This window comes from Shewanella sediminis HAW-EB3 (assembly GCF_000018025.1).
Taxonomy (GTDB): domain Bacteria; phylum Pseudomonadota; class Gammaproteobacteria; order Enterobacterales; family Shewanellaceae; genus Shewanella; species Shewanella sediminis.
Genome location: NC_009831.1, coordinates 3213744 through 3230623 on the forward strand (window position 1 = coordinate 3213744; position 16880 = coordinate 3230623).

Sequence of the window (16880 nt, forward strand, 5' to 3'; positions counted from 1 at the left end):
CATGACAAAAGTTAAGATCATCGTTACGATCCTGAGTCAATTATGAGAAAAAATGGGTATTAACTTGCGATAATACCCATGTTTCAAATCAGGCCTGCTCAAGATCGCCAAATTCCGGCGCACCGATCGGCGTGCCTCCTATATCGGCTAACAGGGTACCGGACAGTAATGGTGTATATTGCTGATGATTGATCTCGATAAGATGTCGGTGATCTCCGGCTTCGAGATAGACTTTTTCCTCATCGAATAACCGCTTATCTAACATCATTTTTAACCCATACGCCTCGGCGAGACCCGGAATGGCACCTTCAACACAATCGGAAAACTGACTCGATAGCTCATCTTCATCAGCCAGGTGATAAGCCTCCCCCATCTGCTCACTGACCTTTAATACAGATAACCTATGACCGGATCCCACGCCAGCCATCAGGTAATCGCCATCGTTATTGACTAATAAGACAGCTTTCACTACCTGAGAACTCGGCAGATGCGCCGATGCCGATGAATCGAGAGATGATAAGGTCTTGCGGTGCTTAACAAGGGAGTATTTAACCTTGTTGTTGTTAAGAAACGATTCAAGAGTCATTGCTATGGCCATGATAATAACCTCCCATCGTTGGTAGTTTGAACGTGAAATGACGCTAAGCTAATTATAGCTAAGGCTGAACATTAGTTTGCCAAAAAAACGCTGAGTAGATCACTTTCTTATACCGACTGGTATTATATCGCCTAAACTAAAAGATAATGCTATCGAAGAGTTATCTTATGTATGCATCTATCTCTAAGTTATCGGCTTTGAGGCTAATTCCCCTTAAACTGATAACAGCTTTACTTCCCCTTTTTTTCCTGGCTCTTGCACAGGCTCAGGTAAGCTCGGTCCTGTTAACGTCTGTGTCTGACACTACGCAAGAGGTGCCGGTCTTAAGCATTAAAGGGGCAATAGGCCCCGCCGTAAGTGATTATCTGATAACCGGGATAAAGGCTGCAAATCACAACGCCTCTCCTCTGGTCATTATTGTCATAGACACTCCAGGCGGCTTAGTCTCCAGCTTACGCGACATAAACCAAGTCATACTTAATTCTGATGTCCCCATTGCCTGTCTGGTGCATCCACCGGGTGCACGTGCAGCCAGCGCAGGGACCTATATACTCTATGCATGTCACATTGCGGCCATGTCATCGGCAACAACATTGGGCGCCGCAACACCGGTCAGTATAGGCGGCCCCGCCGCACCGACCTCCCCCACCGGCAAAGACGACAAAGATCAGGACAAGGCACCAGCTAAATCTGCGATGGAGAAGAAAGTCCTCAACGATTCTATCGCTTATATACGCTCCCTGGCCCAGTTACGTGGACGCAACGAAGAGTGGGCAGAGTTAGCCGTTAAGGAAGCCGCGACATTAACGGCTAAAGAGGCACTCGAACAAAATGTGATCACGCTTCTTGCTGACTCCCCTCAGGATCTGTTGAACACCCTGGATGGATGGGAGGTAAAAGTAAAAGATCAGCCGCGTACCCTGTCACTAAAGCAGGCGAGTCTGAAACCCGTTATTCCTGACTGGCGCAACGAATTTATATCCACCATTACCAACCCTAATATTGCCTATATCCTGATGCTCCTGGGCATCTACGGCATATTACTCGAGTTTTATAGTCCGGGGATTGGCGTCGCCGGGATCACTGGTGCCATCTGTCTGGTCATCGCCCTTTATGCATTTCAACTCTTACCGATCAACTATGCGGGTCTGGCTTTGCTGCTTTTGGGAATCGGTTTGCTTATCACCGAAGCCATGATGCCGAGTTTCGGCATATTTGGTGTAGGCGGGATCATTGCCTTCACCACAGGCTCAATATTTCTTATCGATACCAAGCAGACTCAATTTCAAATATCTATTCCGGTTATTGCCGCAGTCACCACTTTCAGTGTCCTGTTTTTCCTCTTCATCTTAAGCTTTCTGTGGCGCTCACGGAAGAACAGCATTGTCAGCGGCCAGGAAGCCATTATTGGTGCCGAAGCGGTCGTGCTCGATGACTTTGATAAGCTTGGATATGTATTGCTTGGTGGTGAACGCTGGGCAGCCAAGACCGATACCCCACTGTGCAAGGGGCAAGGGGTCACCGTGGTTAGTATTAATGAGTTAACCCTTATTTTGAAAGCAACAAGCGACAATACTCAGGACAAGCTTGCATCAGGTGTTGAGAATTGTTCTAACAACAAGGAGCGTGACAATGGATCCCATCCTTCATAATGGCGCTATGTTTAGTCTTGCGATAGTATTTCTGGTCGTCGCACTGCTATTGAGTGCATTTAGAATTTTGCGAGAATATGAACGTGGAGTCATCTTCCTGCTCGGGCGTTTTTACAAGGTGAAAGGGCCTGGACTCATCATCGTTATTCCCATCATTCAACAGATTGTCAGAGTCGATCTGCGTACTGTTGTCATGGATGTACCAACCCAAGATGTGATCAGCCGGGACAATGTATCGGTCAAAGTGAATGCAGTGATCTACTTTAGGGTGATAGATGCTCAAAAAGCGATTATCAATGTAGAGGATTACCTGCAGGCCACCTCACAACTGGCTCAAACGACGCTGCGTTCGGTACTCGGCCAACATGAACTCGATGAAATGCTCGCCAATAGAGAGATGCTAAATACCGACATACAAAGCATTCTCGACACCCGTACCGATGGTTGGGGCATTAAAGTCTCTAATGTTGAGATAAAACATGTGGATCTCAATGAAACCATGGTGAGAGCCATCGCACGTCAAGCCGAGGCCGAACGTACCCGTAGGGCCAAAGTCATTCATGCATCCGGTGAGATGGAAGCCTCGGCAAAACTGGTTGAAGCAGCAACTAAGCTCGCTCAGGAACCCAATGCTATTTTACTGAGATATTTACAGACCCTGACCGAGATTGCCGGTGAGAAAAATTCGACCATCTTATTCCCGCTGCCGATGGACTTGCTCAATGGTGTGCTTAACAAAGATAAAGATGAGTCATCAAAAAATTCGGATAAACAGAACTAAATAGTCAGTAACAACCTTATTTAGGACGGGGGGAACCCAATAAAAAAGCCGTCTAGTGCTAGCACTAGATGGCTTTTTTAAATACAGCGTGAGCTATCGCCCGATGCAGCGTAACTTTTTCACACTACAAAGGAGTGTAGGCGACATACTGTATTTAAGCTTTTTTATTCTGTGCTTGTCTCTGATCCTCTTTCTCAGTGCGTCTCGATAAGATCACTTGGCTGACATCGCTGCCAATATGCGCCTCACCTCGTTTAGCTGCCAGAAGCATCTGACGCTCGCGCTCTTCAAAACGACGACGCTGTTTATCTGAAGTGGAATCGATACAGTGGGGACAACTCACCCCCTGAACATAGGCTTCGCTCGCTTTTTCAGTTTCAGTTATTGGCATACGGCAAGCATTACATTGATCATACTGACCTTTTTCCAGGTTATGATTTACGGCAACGCGATTATCGAATACGAAACACTCACCTTCCCATAGGCTCTCTTCCTGCTTAACCTCTTCGAGATATTTAAGCACGCCCCCCTCAAGATGGTATACCTCATCGAAACCTTGCTCTTTCAGGTAGGCCGTAGACTTCTCACAACGAATACCACCGGTACAGAACATCGCCACCTTTTTGTGCTTCGCGGGATCCAAATTATCTTTGACATAGGCTGGGAATTCACGAAAGGTATCGGTTTTAGGGTCTACGGCATTCTTGAAAGTACCTATCTGGATCTCATATTCATTACGGGTATCCACCAGCAATACATCGGGATCTGAGATTAATTTATTCCAGTCTCGCGGCTTAACATAGGTACCTACGACCTTCAGAGGGTCGATACCCTCGACCCCCATAGTGACAATCTCTTTTTTAAGTTTGACCTTAGTGCGGTAGAAAGGCATCTGTTCATCGAAAGAGCGCTTATGCACTATATTATCGAGCCCGGGTTGCTGATAGAGCCACATCAATAAGCTATCGATGGCGGCTTGGCTTCCGGCAACCGTGCCATTGATCCCTTCACTTGCCAACAGTAAGGTCCCTTTAACGCCTGACTCTTCCATCAACGCCAATAGCGGTTTCTGTATCGATTCAAAATGGGGCAGAGAAACAAATTTATAAAGCGCGCACACAACAACTTGGGACATATCAACCTCAACTGCTCGCTGGGGCTTAATCCCCAGTGCAAAATAGTCAGCCCAGCAACGTGAACCAACACTCAAAACGGCTGAGAATCATACCTGAGTCACACGCGTGTAAACAGAGACAAAATGTAGGGGTATTATGGCATCAAAGGACAGATTTGTTTTTTGAGCCCAAAAGCCACAACATGGGCACGAAAGTAACAATAAAAATGAGACTCATATGACACTGCCAACCCTATACTCTTTCAGACGTTGCCCCTATGCCATGCGGGCGCGCTTAGGGGTTTATCTTTCGGGATCTCAGGTTTCCTTACGTGAGATAGTGCTTAAACATAAACCAGAGCCCATGCTTCAGGTCTCTCCTAAAGGTACAGTCCCGGTCTTGATTCTGGAAGATAACAAGGTTATCGATGAAAGCCTGGATATCATGCTATGGGCTCTGAAGCACAATGATCCAGATAATCTCTTACTTGTGGGGGAGCCACACAAGCAGGAGATAGCTAAGGCATTGATCGACGCCAACGATAATGAATTTAAACCTTGGCTTGATAAGTATAAATATGCCGATCGACATCCGGAGCAGCGCGAAGAAAATTACCGGGAACAGGGTGAGCAATTTATCGCTAAGCTTGAAACACTACTCGCTAAACATGAACAACTGCTGGGATCAAAGCCCTGTATCACCGACTTCGCCATTTTCCCTTTTGTCCGTCAATTTGCCCATGTAAACAAGCCCTGGTTCAAAGAGTCCCCCTATCTTAATGTGCAGCGTTGGCTGAGCGGTCATCTGACAAGCACCACTTATACCCATATTATGAAGAAGTACCCCACTTGGCTCGAGAGTGAAGAGGAGTTTCTCTTCGGCAAGGAATCGAAGTAAAAGAGTTACCATAGTCGGTTCCGCCACAGTCCATTCTACCGAAGTCCATCAAACTAGCTAAGATTAAAGTTATCGCAAAGGATGAGGGCAGATAGTTATGAGTGAATCCGATATACCTAAGATCAAAATAGGTATTAGCGCGTGCCTAATGGGTGAAAAAGTGCGCTTCGATTCCGGGCATAAGAATAATACCTACATCCAGGGGACCTTAAGTGACTATTTTGAGTTCACCTCTTTCTGCCCTGAAATGGACATAGGGTTAGGCGTTCCTAGGCAAGCTATCCGCCTGGTTTCATCAGTTGAGGGGGTGAAAGCTGTCGGCTCCAGGACTCCCGAGTTAGATGTCACAGAACTTCTCTATCAATCGGCAGAAAAGAAAAAAAGATGGCATGAGGAGTTATGCGGCTACATATTAAAGAAGGATTCACCCAGTTGTGGAATGGAGAGGGTGAAACTCTACAAATCGGAGATGGCAGAACGTAAAGGCGTTGGTCTGTATGCAGAACGCCTGATGGAAAACTTTCCTAACCTTCCGGTGGAGGAGGAAGGTCGACTAGGAGATGCAAGATTAAGAGAAAATTTTATTCAACGGGTCTACATCTTTTCGAGATGGAAATCAGTAAAGCAAAATGGCTTTTCACTGAGTGAGTTACAAAATTTTCATGCCCGACATAAATATATTTTTATGAGCCACGACCAGATCAGGGCTAAGCAACTGGGTAACCTGCTCGCCAATGGAAGCGCTACCGAGCTGGAGGATCTCTGTTCAACCTATCTCACCGAGATGATGGCCCTATTGAAAAAAGTCGCCAGCAGAAATAATCATGTCAACACATTGCAACATATTCAGGGGTACCTGAAAAAGCAGTTAACGGCTGACGACAAACAGGAAATGCAGGCAAGCATTGAAGCATATCGCAGAGGGTTGTTACCTTTGATAGTCCCTATTACACTCCTGCGTCATCACTTCAGGCTCTACCCAAATACCTATATTACCGAGTCCTTTTACATGCAGCCTCACCCGGGTGAACTTATGTTGTTAAATAATTTATGATTAAGGTCCTGGTCACCGACAAAATGCAAACAAATTACTCCTATGAATGTGTCGCGCCCATGGGGGCTGAATTTGCCATCAACTTCAGGCCTGAGCTGACTCCGAAAGAGATGCTGCAACTTGGAGTATTTGGCGGCAAGTATTTAAACGACTGCACAGAAGAGTTCCCCAGCGATTGGTTTGCAGATGCGAAGCTGGCCAAACAAGAGAAAGATATCAGCCTGAATTATTTTTCTGTGAACGCCTCTCTTCCTTTAAGCGAATGGGTACGAAAGGGGTGGATCCACCCACAAGATCCCAGAGGCTGGTTTCAATGGTACTGCCGATATTATATGGGGAGGCGAACCGCTCAAGAGGACATTCGTCAGATCAACAGGTGGAAGTCTTTCAGTCGCCATGCGGGGGCTGTAAGGAAGTTTTGCGAACCCTTTGACTATCAATGCCGAAAGAAACAGAGACAGGCTTTATTACACTGGGCCTACGACTCAAGAAATATATAGAGATGAAGCGATATTGCCCCTCTTCAGGCCCCTCTTCTCCTAAAGGAAAATTTATCTGCATTACTAATGATTAATATGTAAATATAAATCTAATTCCAGTCAGCTATTATCACCGAGGCCTCTTAGTTGGATAAATACAGCATTACCGTCAATACATTTAATAAATTAGCCCAAAAGTATCAAGACAAATATATGGATATGGCGCTATATGACGACACCTTTGATCTTTTCTGTCAGCGACTGAATGATAAAGATACCCCCTCACTGTTCGAAATTGGTTGTGGACCGGGCAATATCAGTCGGTTCCTATTAAACCTGTGTCCCGAATTAACCATTCATGGCACCGATTTGGCGCCCAATATGGTTGAACTGGCAAAGTTGAATAATCCTGGCGCGACGTTTGAAGTGATGGACTGCAGAGAGATACACACGGTCGATAGCAAATACGATGCGATTATGTGTGGCTTTTGTTTACCTTACATTTCGAAAGATGATGCAAGAAAGCTAATAGCCGATGCCTCAGGTTTGTTGAGGGACGAAGGCATCATCTATCTCAGCACCATGGAGGGCGATTATGAAGCCTCTAAATTTGATGTGTCGAGTTCAGGAGATAGGGTCTTCACTTACTTCCATCGAGCCGAACACTTAACCCAGTGCTTGAACGAAAGTGGGTTTGAAATTATCGATGTGAAACGTAAAACCACCTCTAAGCCAGATGGAACTGACAACACAGATCTGTTTATCGTCGCACAACTCTAACCTCTAGGGTATGCTATCAGCAGTTACTAAGCTCAGAAGTGATAAGCCTCTCTCTAATTCCTATGTAATCGTGTATGTGGACTGCTTCGACAATCATCAGTCTTTCCCTGAGCACATACTCGGTAGTTTAGCGACGTTAAATCTGTGGTAACCCCGACTTGAAAGCAAAAGTTTAGTTACAAATTTTAGCGTTCAAATCGGGAAATCAGGATAAATAGCCGTGGCTAATATTCATCATTGGCCGTACAATATTTACTCTCTCAAATAACAGGTTTCAGCCCTGTTTATACTAATCGGTATTAGATAGTGTTTCGGTAAAAAATCGTCATTCGATGACAGCGAGTTAACCAATTTATTAATTTCTTCTCCTAAGAGGTATCAGTGCAAACAGGTCCAATTCAAGCGCAAACCGTTTCCAAACCCGCAGCCATCTTAAACCTTGCCCTACTGATCCCTATGTTATCGGCGATAGTAGCAATCACCCCATTGGCAATCGACATGTACCTACCGGCCATGTCTACCTTAGCCGCGAGTTTTCATTCCGACATCACTACGGTACAGCAATCTTTAAGCCTATATTTGGCGGGTTATTCCTTGGGAATGCTCTGTTTTGGGCCATTAGCCGACCGAATAGGCAGACGCCCACTGGTCATTATGGGTTTGACAGGCTTTATGTTGATCAGCCTGGCATTGGCTTTTGTCACCAGTATCGAGGTGTTTCTTACGCTGCGGTTCGCCCAGGCATTTATCGGCGCCGCCGCAACCGTCGTTGTGCCAGGGTATATAAAAGAGGTCTATGGAGAGAATACGGCCAAAGGTATGTCCTATGTCAGCCTGATCATGATGTTGGCACCACTGCTGGCCCCCAGTCTGGGGAGTTTAATTTTAGAGTTTGGTGAGTGGCACCTTATCTTTTTTATCTTAGCTTTTTATGCCTGCATCCTGTTATCTCTGGTGCTATGGAAGCTGAAAATGCCCAGTGACAGCGATAAAGGAAACCGTAGCCAGAAGTCTTTCTTCGGCGCCTATGCGGTCGTATTCACTAAACCCGGAGTCAAACTGCATATTGCCAGTGGCGTATTAACCTCATTTGCCTTTTTTTGCTACCTTACCGCTTCACCCTTCGTCTATATGGAGGTATTCGGTCTTGATAAATCTCTGTTCGCCATACTGTTTAGTACCAATGTAGGCGCTCTCATGTTGGCCAACGTGATCAACAGCCGTATCGTAGGCCGTTATGGTTCGAGAAGAATGCTCAGAGTATCGACCATACTGGCCATGCTTGCCGGTTCGGCGCTGTTTCTGGTGAACTGGTTTGGGTTGAGCCTCTATTTTACTGTCGCAACCCTTATTCCTTTCATGGGGTTTCTCGGTGTAATGTCAGTCAATGCCGACGCGATAGTATTAATGAAATTTAAACAGGAAACCGGTACGGCTACCGCGGTCATTGGCACTCTTCGTTTCGGGTGCGGTGCGCTCGCGGGTCCATTATTAGCCCTGTTTTATACCGGAACAGCAGTCCCCTTCTCAGCTCTGATGTTGAGCTCTGTGGTCTTAGTAGGAGTCTGTCAGTTTTATGCACCTACAGGTGTTCAAAACCCAAATTAATATCGACTGGCTTAATACCTTATTTGAAAATCTCCCCGATTCTGATAACTAAAGACTCGGATCGGGGCGAGATCTATGCGTAATAATACCAATCGACATAGTTGTCATTATGGCGTTTTTACGCCTTAGTCCTACGATAAAGGACAAAAGTAATCGTTTACCTCTAGCCCGAATGTCATTTTTAGCCAGTGTAATGACTAATTTCGTACATTCACTGATGTTCACATCTGTTTAAATTCTTAGATTTAAGCTCTCAATATTTCTCACTTTTCAGCTTATAGGCTTACATTCAGCCATTAGCCCCTATGATGAACAGTGAATTTTTTTCATTTATCACTTTTTTTTCAATAAAATGCTTGAATTGCGCGCTTAATTTTATATGATGAAATTCTGTTCATTTGAAACAGGTGTCGCACCTTACAAGGTGAACATTAACTTCATACCTTAAGTTAATCGACATATCGAGAGTTTAGGATCACCATCCAAACTCATAAATTCAAGCGATTACCGTCGCTGTAGCGAGATACTGCATACCGTAGCGGTAACTTATGAGGGTTTACAAATGGAAAAGCTATCAGGCGCCAGCATGATCGTCCGTTCTCTTATCGACGAAGGCGTAAAACATATATTCGGCTATCCAGGCGGATCTGTGTTAGATATCTATGATGCTCTGCACGAAAAATCTAAAATCGAACACATTCTCGTCCGTCATGAACAAGCAGCCGTACATATGGCCGATGGCTATGCTCGTGCAACGGGTGAAGTCGGCGTAGTACTCGTCACATCGGGTCCCGGAGCGACGAACACAATTACAGGTATTGCCACTGCCTATATGGATTCTATCCCTATGGTGGTGATATCCGGACAGGTACCGAGTAACTTAATTGGTAATGACGCATTCCAGGAATGTGACATGATAGGTATCTCAAGACCCGTCGTTAAACACAGTTTCCTGGTCACAGACGCAAAAGATATCCCCACGATAGTAAAGAAAGCGTTTTTTATCGCGGCCAGCGGCCGTCCCGGCCCCGTGGTTATCGATGTACCGAAAGACTGCATGAATCCAGCCATGTTGCATGAATATAAATATCCTGATGACATCAGTATGCGCTCATACAACCCAACAACAACCGGGCATAAAGGGCAGATCCGTCGTGGCGTGCAGGCGCTGTTAAAAGCAAAGAAGCCCGTTCTGTATGTCGGTGGTGGCGCGATTATCTCTGAGTGTGATAAGCAGATCTTAGCCCTGTCTGAAAAGTTAAATATTCCGGTTGTCAGCACATTGATGGGATTGGGTGCCTTTCCCGGCACCCATAAAAATAGCTTAGGTATGCTTGGCATGCACGGCTGCTACGAAGCCAACATGGCGATGCACAATACCGACCTTATCTTCGGCATAGGTGTACGCTTTGACGATCGCACCACTAACAATATTGACAAGTATTGCCCTAACGCAACCATACTGCATATCGATATCGACCCTTCCTCTATCTCGAAAACCATTAGAGTCGATATCCCCATCGTTGGCTCTGCCGAAAAGATCCTCGATGAGATGTTAGCGCAATTGGACTCAAGCGGTGAAACGAATTCAGATGAAGCTGCTATCGACTTTTGGTGGAGTGAGATCAGTCAGTGGCGCAGTCGTAAGAGCCTGGATTACGATAAAACCAGTGAAAAAATCAAACCACAACAAGTAATTGAAACGCTTCACAAACTAACCAATGGTGATGCCTACGTTGCATCCGATGTGGGCCAACATCAAATGTTTGCCGCGCTCTACTATCCGTTCGATAAGCCACGTCGTTGGATCAATTCCGGTGGACTCGGCACCATGGGCTTTGGCCTTCCCGCAGCGATGGGGGTCAAGATGGCAAAGCCCGATGAGACTGTTATCTGTGTAACCGGAGATGGTTCGATTCAGATGAACATTCAAGAGCTTTCTACAGCGCTGCAATACGATACTCCGGTCAAGATCATCAACCTCAATAACCGTTTCTTAGGCATGGTTAAACAGTGGCAGGATATTATCTACGCCGGGCGTCACTCTCACTCCTATATGGACTCGGTACCGGATTTTGCAAAAATTGCCGAAGCATATGGCCATGTGGGGATGACCATCAGCGATCCTGCTGAACTTGAATCCGGCCTTGAAAAAGCCCTGGCCATGAAAGATAAGCTGGTATTTGTCGATATTAATGTCGATGAAACTGAACACGTTTACCCCATGCAGATCCGCGGTGGAGCGATGAGCGAAATGTGGCTGAGCAAAACGGAGAAAAGCTAATGCGTCGTATTATATCTGTATTACTTGAAAACCAACCTGGTGCACTTTCACGGGTTGTCGGGCTTTTTTCTCAGCGCGGCTACAACATCGAAACGTTAACCGTTGCGCCGACAGATGACATCACGTTATCTCGTCTGAATATCTCTTTGGTGGCTGATGAAGCGGCACTCGAACAGATAGAGAAACAGCTGCATAAGCTTATCGATACCCTCAAGGTTTCAAACATTACCGAGTCGGATCATATTGAGAGAGAGCTAGCCCTGGTTAAAGTAAAAGCCAAAGGCAATATGCGTGATGAGATCAAACGCACTGCGGAGATCTTCCGTGGACAGGTCGTCGATATTACCGCCGATCTCTACACGGTGCAGCTCACTGGAACGAGTGAAAAACTCGATGCCTTTATTACTGCAGTCGGTGATGTGACCAAAGTCGTTGAAGTATCACGCTCAGGCGTTGTAGGCCTCGCTCGCGGTGAGAAGGCTATGAGAGCCTGATAACCATATCAACTTAAGTACTAAAAAAGGGAGCTCAGGCTCCCTTTTACTTTTCACTACTCTAATTGAATCGGTTTTTAGCTCACAGAGTCCAGGCCATAAACTAATACCTGATACAACTATTCAGAGTCAATAACTCTCGATGTACCGATCTCAATTTTACGTGGCTTTAATGCCTCGGGGATCTCACGTTGAAGATCGATATTGAGTAAGCCGTTTTCAAGATTGGCTCCAATTACGGTCACATAATCTGCCAACTGAAACGTACGCTCGAAACCACGTTCGGCAATGCCTTGATAGAGGTATTTACGCTCTTTCTCTTGCTGCTCAGCTTTAGTGCCTTTCACCAGTAGCTTATCGCCTTCGCTGGTGATATCGAGTTCATCCATTGTAAAGCCGGCGACGGCCATGGTGATACGATAACGGTTTTCGTTAAGCAGTTCGATATTATACGGGGGATACCCTGAGTTACCTTTGTTCGAGGCCGCATGCTCTGCAAGCTGGGCTAAACGATCGAAACCAATGGCACTACGGTATAGGGGAGTTAAATCATAATTACGCATGTGTATATCCTTTTTATAAAGCAATATAGATAATTTAAGTTGGCCAACATCTGCAGAACATACTGCAATCTATCGCACCTTTCTTCTGTCGGTTAATTAGCTTTGACCCCGAAGGCATCAAGATTTTCATTAACCTGGAACCTCATTGAGCGTCCCATATTCAATATATGTAGTCAGTTTTTTTGTTTTCAAGGGAAAGTTTAAAATTATTTTTATATATTGAGGAGACCTTGCAGATAAGCATGAAAACAGGCATAAAAAAAGCAGCCCGAAGGCTGCTTTTTGAAAGTAATAAACTCTAAATTAACGCTGACAAGCTAAAGTGCTGTTACTGTTCAAGAACTGAATGTCACTCGCTACAGGAGCGAAATCAGCAACCTTGATATCACCAGTATCTTTGATGAAGGTGTACATAACTTCAGCATCAACATAACCAGTCATAACAGGAGTCAGTACCGGGTAGCCATCACCACCTGCGGCATTGTAGCTAGGTACAGTGAAGGTATAAGTTGAAGCAGCGTCATAACCTTTGCCATTGATGTCGTTAATAGCGACGGTCTTAGCTTCACAATCAACATCCATCTTAATACCCGCAAGTTGAGGGTATGCACCAGCACCAGTTTCACCGATATCTACAGTAGCAACGACATTCAGGTACTCAGTGATCTCAGCACCTGTCAGTGTGCTCAAGGTGATTGAGTTGCCAAATGGCTGCACTGTCAGTACATCTTTGTATGTTATTTCACCGGCTTCGATAGAATCACGGACACCACCAGAGTTCATTACCGCAAAATCGGCATCAACTTTAGTACGCTGCGCTTGGGCAATCAGTTGGCCCAGGTTAGTCTGTTGTGTACGAACAACGCCACGGTCACCCTCAAGCTTGCCATCGGTAGAACCGATAACTTCAAGAAGCTCTTCCTGACCTTTATCCTGATACTGCTGCATAATTTCAAGTACAGTAGCATCTGGCGTGATTGCTTCACCGATAAGGACACGTTCGCCCTCTTCGTTCTTCTCCTTCAAGTTAACAGGAATTAACTTGTAGCTGGCTAAGTGTAGCTTATCATTGAAGTATTCAAAGTTAGCTTGTCCAACATACTTACCCCACTCGTGAGCCTGCATGATGAAAGTACCGTTCTGAACGTCTGGCTTACATTCGCCACCAGCGGTGAACTCAGGATCATACGCATCACCTTCCATACAAACTGGGTTCTGAGAGTGACCACCGATAACAGCAGCTAGCTCACCTTCAGCCATTGCACGAGCCAGAGCAACATCACCAGGGGCGTTGTTACCGTTGTTACCATCGGCGTAGTGACCCATATGAGTAGTAGCGAAGACCAAGTCAGCCGCGTCGGCGTCTTTAATGTCCTGGATAACTTTCTTAAGTTCTTCTTTTGGATCGGTAAACTCAAGACCACCAATAAACTCAGGGTTAGCGATTTGAGCAGTATCTTCTGTCGTTAAACCGACAACCGCGATGCGAAGACCATTAACATCGAATACCTTGTATGGTTCGAAGTAACGAGCGCCAGACACTTTGTCATAAATGTTAGCCGCTAACATAGGGAAGTTAGCCAGTTCACGCTGCATATCAACTGTTTCTAATGGATTGTCAAACTCGTGGTTACCGACAGCCATAGCGTCATAACCCATCAGGTTCATACCGACGAAATCAGGACGTGCATCTTGCAAATCTGACTCTGGTACACCTGTGTTCACATCACCACCGGAAAGTAAGAGTGACTCACCACCGTTTGACTCAACTTCAGCACGGATCTGATCGATCAGCGTCTTACGAGCCGCCATTCCGTACTCGCCGTATTTGTTTTCAAAGAAACGACCATGGTTATCGTTGGTGTGAAGTACGGTGAAAATTGTACAAGCTTCACCGGCTTCAGCACATGTTGCAGGCAGAACAACTTCGTTGTCATCGTTATCACTACCACAACCAGTTAATGCCACTAGTACTGCAGTTGCAACTAAACCTTTTATTAGCTTATTTGTCATTACTATCAACCCCTAGATTATCTTTATTAGTTACCATCATTTTTTACAATTACGGATTCTATGATCTCGCTGCCAAGCATCATAGCAAAGAATATATCGAATTTGTGTCAATTTTATGAATAAACGTGAGCTAAATGTTTATTTCTAAAGCATATTGTATAACCTATTGTCCTTATACAAGAACAGGTGTAACAACGAATTTAGGATAAGCAGGAAGGAATTTTTATAAGCCTGACCCTCCATCAGGCTTAGCTTTTTATTTCAACGCGTTATCACTTTACACGCATTAAAACGATTGTCTGTATTCATGAACAGCTCGTTACATTTTCGCAATCCTGAACACCATCTCTTAACCAAACATTAACTCAATCTAATCTACTTATGAGCCATTTTGAGATCTCTGTCAGTTGTTGAGGTAAAACAGTGTGAGGCATAGCGTATGTTTTCCACTCAACACTATAGCCATCAGCTTGTAACATCTCGTTTGCCATCTTGCCGGCGGAGACAGGAACGACATCATCTTGTTCACCGTGATGCTGCAAAATAGGGGTCGTTTTATTAGCCTCGCTCAGGTCAGATGGCATCTGTTCTGCGGTTGGCAGATAACAAGACAGTGCCATGATCCCGGCCAGTTTTTCAGGATACCTTAGCCCGCTAAAGAGGCTCACTACTCCGCCTTGACTAAAGCCAGCCAAAACGATTTTGTTGGCGGGAATGCCGGCTTCTATCTGTTCCTGTATTAATCCACAAACAGCAGCTTCAGACTCAAGCACGCCCGGCATATCGGCCCTGTTATGCAGATCCATGCTCTTTATGTCATACCAGGCTCGCATCACATAACCTTGATTAATGGTTACCGCCTGCTCCGGGGCATGAGGAAACACAAAACGGATGCTGTGATCGCTAGGCAGTCCTAAAGCCGGAACAACCGGCGCAAAGCCTGCCCCCGAGTCACCCAAACCATGCAACCAGATAACACACGACGTAGCAGTCGATTCAGGTTCTATCGTAATGCGCTCTAATACTCTTGTAGACATTCTCTTCCTTTAAACTCGCCGTCATTTTTGTGAGCGACATCATACCAAAGCGATGGCGATGACCCAAACGTTCAATAAAATCGTTCATTCTTGTCGAGTCTTTTCGCTTTTCCTGTTGAATATCACCGCCTACACTCAATACATCGAGATACGAGAAAGAGAACAGTTATGGGATTACTTCAAGATGGTGTGTGGAAAGACCAGTGGTATCCAACCAAAGAGAACGGCGGTAAGTTCGTTCGTGAGAAGTCACAGTTCAGGCACAGGATAACACCAGAAGGAGGGTCTGTTGATGAAAATGCCCCTGAATTTATCGCCGAAGCGCAGCGCTATCATCTCTATGTATCCCTCGCCTGCCCGTGGGCGCACCGAACCTTGATATTCAGGGAGCTAAAATCTCTGCAAGCCTATATCAGCGTCTCTGTTGTTGAGCCCCATATGTTACATAACGGATGGGAGTTCTCCGGCCCGAATCAAAGCGATGCTGCTTCTCATATCAAAGGGGCTGAAACCGACAGGCTCAATGGCAAAGATTTCCTATATCAAATCTATCAGGCAGCGTCCTCTGATTACACAGGACGGGTAACCGTACCCGTACTCTGGGACAAGAAAACCAAGACAATTGTGAACAATGAATCTTCGGATATCATTCGAATCTTCAACTCCGCCTTCAATCACCTCACCGGGAATACAGTAGATCTCTACCCCGAGCCGCTCAGAGATGATATCGATGAGGTCAATGACTGGATCTACTCCTCTATCAATAATGGCGTCTACAGAGCCGGGTTTGCAACCAGTCAGGAGGCTTATAATGAAGCCTTTGACAGTCTGTTTAACGCTTTAGACAAGGTAGAAAAGATATTACAAGGGAAGCGATACTTAACGGGTGAGATGATAACCGAAGCCGATTGGCGTCTGTTTACCACCCTGATCCGATTCGACTCTGTTTATGTAGGTCACTTTAAAGCAAACAGACAGACTATCGAGCAATACCCGGCATTGTCAGCTTATCTGAGAGAGTTATATCAGATAGAGGGGATCGCCGCGACGGTTAATTTTGAACATATTAAGCAACACTATTATTTCAGCCACGCTCATATTAACCCGAGCAGAATCGTACCTAAGGGTCCGTTTATTGATTACCATAGTCCCCATGGACGAGATCTTGTCGACAAGGGCTAACCGATGCCGAGTTCTTCACCAATAAAGCTAAGTTGCTCGACTCTGAATCGTCCCTAGGGTCTCGTATATTGGTTACCCTATACCGAGTTCTTCACGAATTGAGTTAAGCTGCTCCAGCGTGTCGAGCCTCAGGCTCCACCTGACGGCGCCGGCATCGGCATTGATAATCAATGCCTGATCAACGAACTTAATATCCTCCACCATGGCATACATGGTCGTACCTGAAGTGGATAACCTCACTTGAACCTCGAAAGGGGTCAGGATAATTTTACCTTGTGAAAATTCGATGACCATACGCTAACCTTAATATCCTCATAAAAACAAAAAACCAGCAAAGAGTTGC

The 16880-nt window shown here is 45.5% G+C and carries 16 protein-coding genes; 10 read left to right on the forward strand and 6 right to left on the reverse strand.

What is annotated here, in order from left to right; translation table 11 throughout:
* Window positions 1-88: 88 nt before the first annotated feature.
* Window positions 89-598 carry an aminoacyl-tRNA deacylase gene (locus SSED_RS13935; protein ID WP_012142995.1) on the reverse strand — a complete coding sequence of 170 codons (510 nt, stop codon included), beginning with the start codon at window positions 596-598 and terminating at the stop codon, window positions 89-91.
* Between the two features lie 167 nt (window positions 599-765).
* Here SSED_RS13935 and SSED_RS13940 point away from each other — a divergent pair, with 167 nt between their 5' ends.
* The gene (locus SSED_RS13940) at window positions 766-2250 is read left to right on the forward strand and encodes an NfeD family protein (protein WP_049772118.1); all 1485 of its coding nucleotides are present in this window, start codon (window positions 766-768) and stop codon (window positions 2248-2250) included.
* Window positions 2231-3031, forward strand: a complete 801-nt coding sequence (locus tag SSED_RS13945) for a slipin family protein (RefSeq protein ID WP_012142997.1) — start codon at window positions 2231-2233, stop codon at window positions 3029-3031. The genes SSED_RS13940 and SSED_RS13945 overlap by 20 nt, the downstream gene beginning before the upstream one ends.
* A 154-nt stretch (window positions 3032-3185) precedes the next feature.
* Here SSED_RS13945 and trhO read toward each other — a convergent pair whose 3' ends face one another.
* The gene (gene trhO / locus SSED_RS13950; protein WP_012142998.1) at window positions 3186-4166 is read right to left on the reverse strand and encodes an oxygen-dependent tRNA uridine(34) hydroxylase TrhO; all 981 of its coding nucleotides are present in this window, start codon (window positions 4164-4166) and stop codon (window positions 3186-3188) included.
* A 217-nt stretch (window positions 4167-4383) separates the two neighbouring features.
* Here trhO and SSED_RS13955 point away from each other — a divergent pair, with 217 nt between their 5' ends.
* From SSED_RS13955 to ilvN, 7 genes are all read left to right on the forward strand, one after another.
* The gene (locus SSED_RS13955) at window positions 4384-5043 is read left to right on the forward strand and encodes a glutathione S-transferase (protein ID WP_012142999.1); all 660 of its coding nucleotides are present in this window, start codon (window positions 4384-4386) and stop codon (window positions 5041-5043) included.
* 97 nt (window positions 5044-5140) lie between these two features.
* Window positions 5141-6097 carry a YbgA family protein gene (locus SSED_RS13960; protein WP_012143000.1) on the forward strand — a complete coding sequence of 319 codons (957 nt, stop codon included), beginning with the start codon at window positions 5141-5143 and terminating at the stop codon, window positions 6095-6097.
* Window positions 6094-6597 (forward strand): hypothetical protein, encoded by a 504-nt coding sequence (locus SSED_RS13965; RefSeq protein WP_012143001.1) that lies wholly within the window; start codon window positions 6094-6096, stop codon window positions 6595-6597. Before SSED_RS13960 ends, SSED_RS13965 begins: the two co-directional genes overlap by 4 nt.
* A gap of 126 nt (window positions 6598-6723) precedes the next feature.
* Window positions 6724-7356 carry a class I SAM-dependent DNA methyltransferase gene (locus SSED_RS13970; RefSeq protein ID WP_012143002.1) on the forward strand — a complete coding sequence of 211 codons (633 nt, stop codon included), beginning with the start codon at window positions 6724-6726 and terminating at the stop codon, window positions 7354-7356.
* Between the two features lie 381 nt (window positions 7357-7737).
* The gene (locus SSED_RS13975) at window positions 7738-8964 is read left to right on the forward strand and encodes a multidrug effflux MFS transporter (RefSeq protein ID WP_012143003.1); all 1227 of its coding nucleotides are present in this window, start codon (window positions 7738-7740) and stop codon (window positions 8962-8964) included.
* A 562-nt stretch (window positions 8965-9526) separates the two neighbouring features.
* A complete protein-coding gene (locus SSED_RS13980) occupies window positions 9527-11248 on the forward strand; it encodes an acetolactate synthase 3 large subunit (RefSeq protein WP_012143004.1) in 1722 nt (573 codons plus the stop codon).
* On the forward strand, window positions 11248-11742 hold the full coding sequence (gene ilvN / locus SSED_RS13985; RefSeq protein ID WP_012143005.1) for an acetolactate synthase small subunit: 495 nt from the start codon (window positions 11248-11250) through the stop codon (window positions 11740-11742). Before SSED_RS13980 ends, ilvN begins: the two co-directional genes overlap by 1 nt.
* 119 nt (window positions 11743-11861) lie before the next feature.
* On the opposite strand, the gene SSED_RS13990 is transcribed toward ilvN, so the two are convergent.
* From SSED_RS13990 to SSED_RS14000, 3 genes are all read right to left on the reverse strand, one after another.
* Window positions 11862-12305, reverse strand: a complete 444-nt coding sequence (locus SSED_RS13990) for an Hsp20 family protein (RefSeq protein ID WP_012143006.1) — start codon at window positions 12303-12305, stop codon at window positions 11862-11864.
* Between the two features lie 303 nt (window positions 12306-12608).
* Entirely contained in the window at window positions 12609-14318 is a 1710-nt protein-coding gene (ushA, locus tag SSED_RS13995) for a bifunctional UDP-sugar hydrolase/5'-nucleotidase UshA (RefSeq protein WP_012143007.1), read from the reverse strand.
* 365 nt (window positions 14319-14683) lie between these two features.
* Window positions 14684-15355 (reverse strand): alpha/beta hydrolase, encoded by a 672-nt coding sequence (locus SSED_RS14000; RefSeq protein ID WP_012143008.1) that lies wholly within the window; start codon window positions 15353-15355, stop codon window positions 14684-14686.
* 168 nt (window positions 15356-15523) lie between these two features.
* Here SSED_RS14000 and SSED_RS14005 point away from each other — a divergent pair, with 168 nt between their 5' ends.
* Window positions 15524-16537 (forward strand): glutathione S-transferase family protein, encoded by a 1014-nt coding sequence (locus SSED_RS14005; RefSeq protein WP_012143009.1) that lies wholly within the window; start codon window positions 15524-15526, stop codon window positions 16535-16537.
* A gap of 72 nt (window positions 16538-16609) precedes the next feature.
* On the opposite strand, the gene SSED_RS14010 is transcribed toward SSED_RS14005, so the two are convergent.
* Complete coding sequence (locus SSED_RS14010) at window positions 16610-16831, reverse strand: DUF3389 domain-containing protein (protein WP_012143010.1); 222 nt, start codon at window positions 16829-16831, stop codon at window positions 16610-16612.
* Between the last annotated feature and the right edge of the window lie 49 nt (window positions 16832-16880).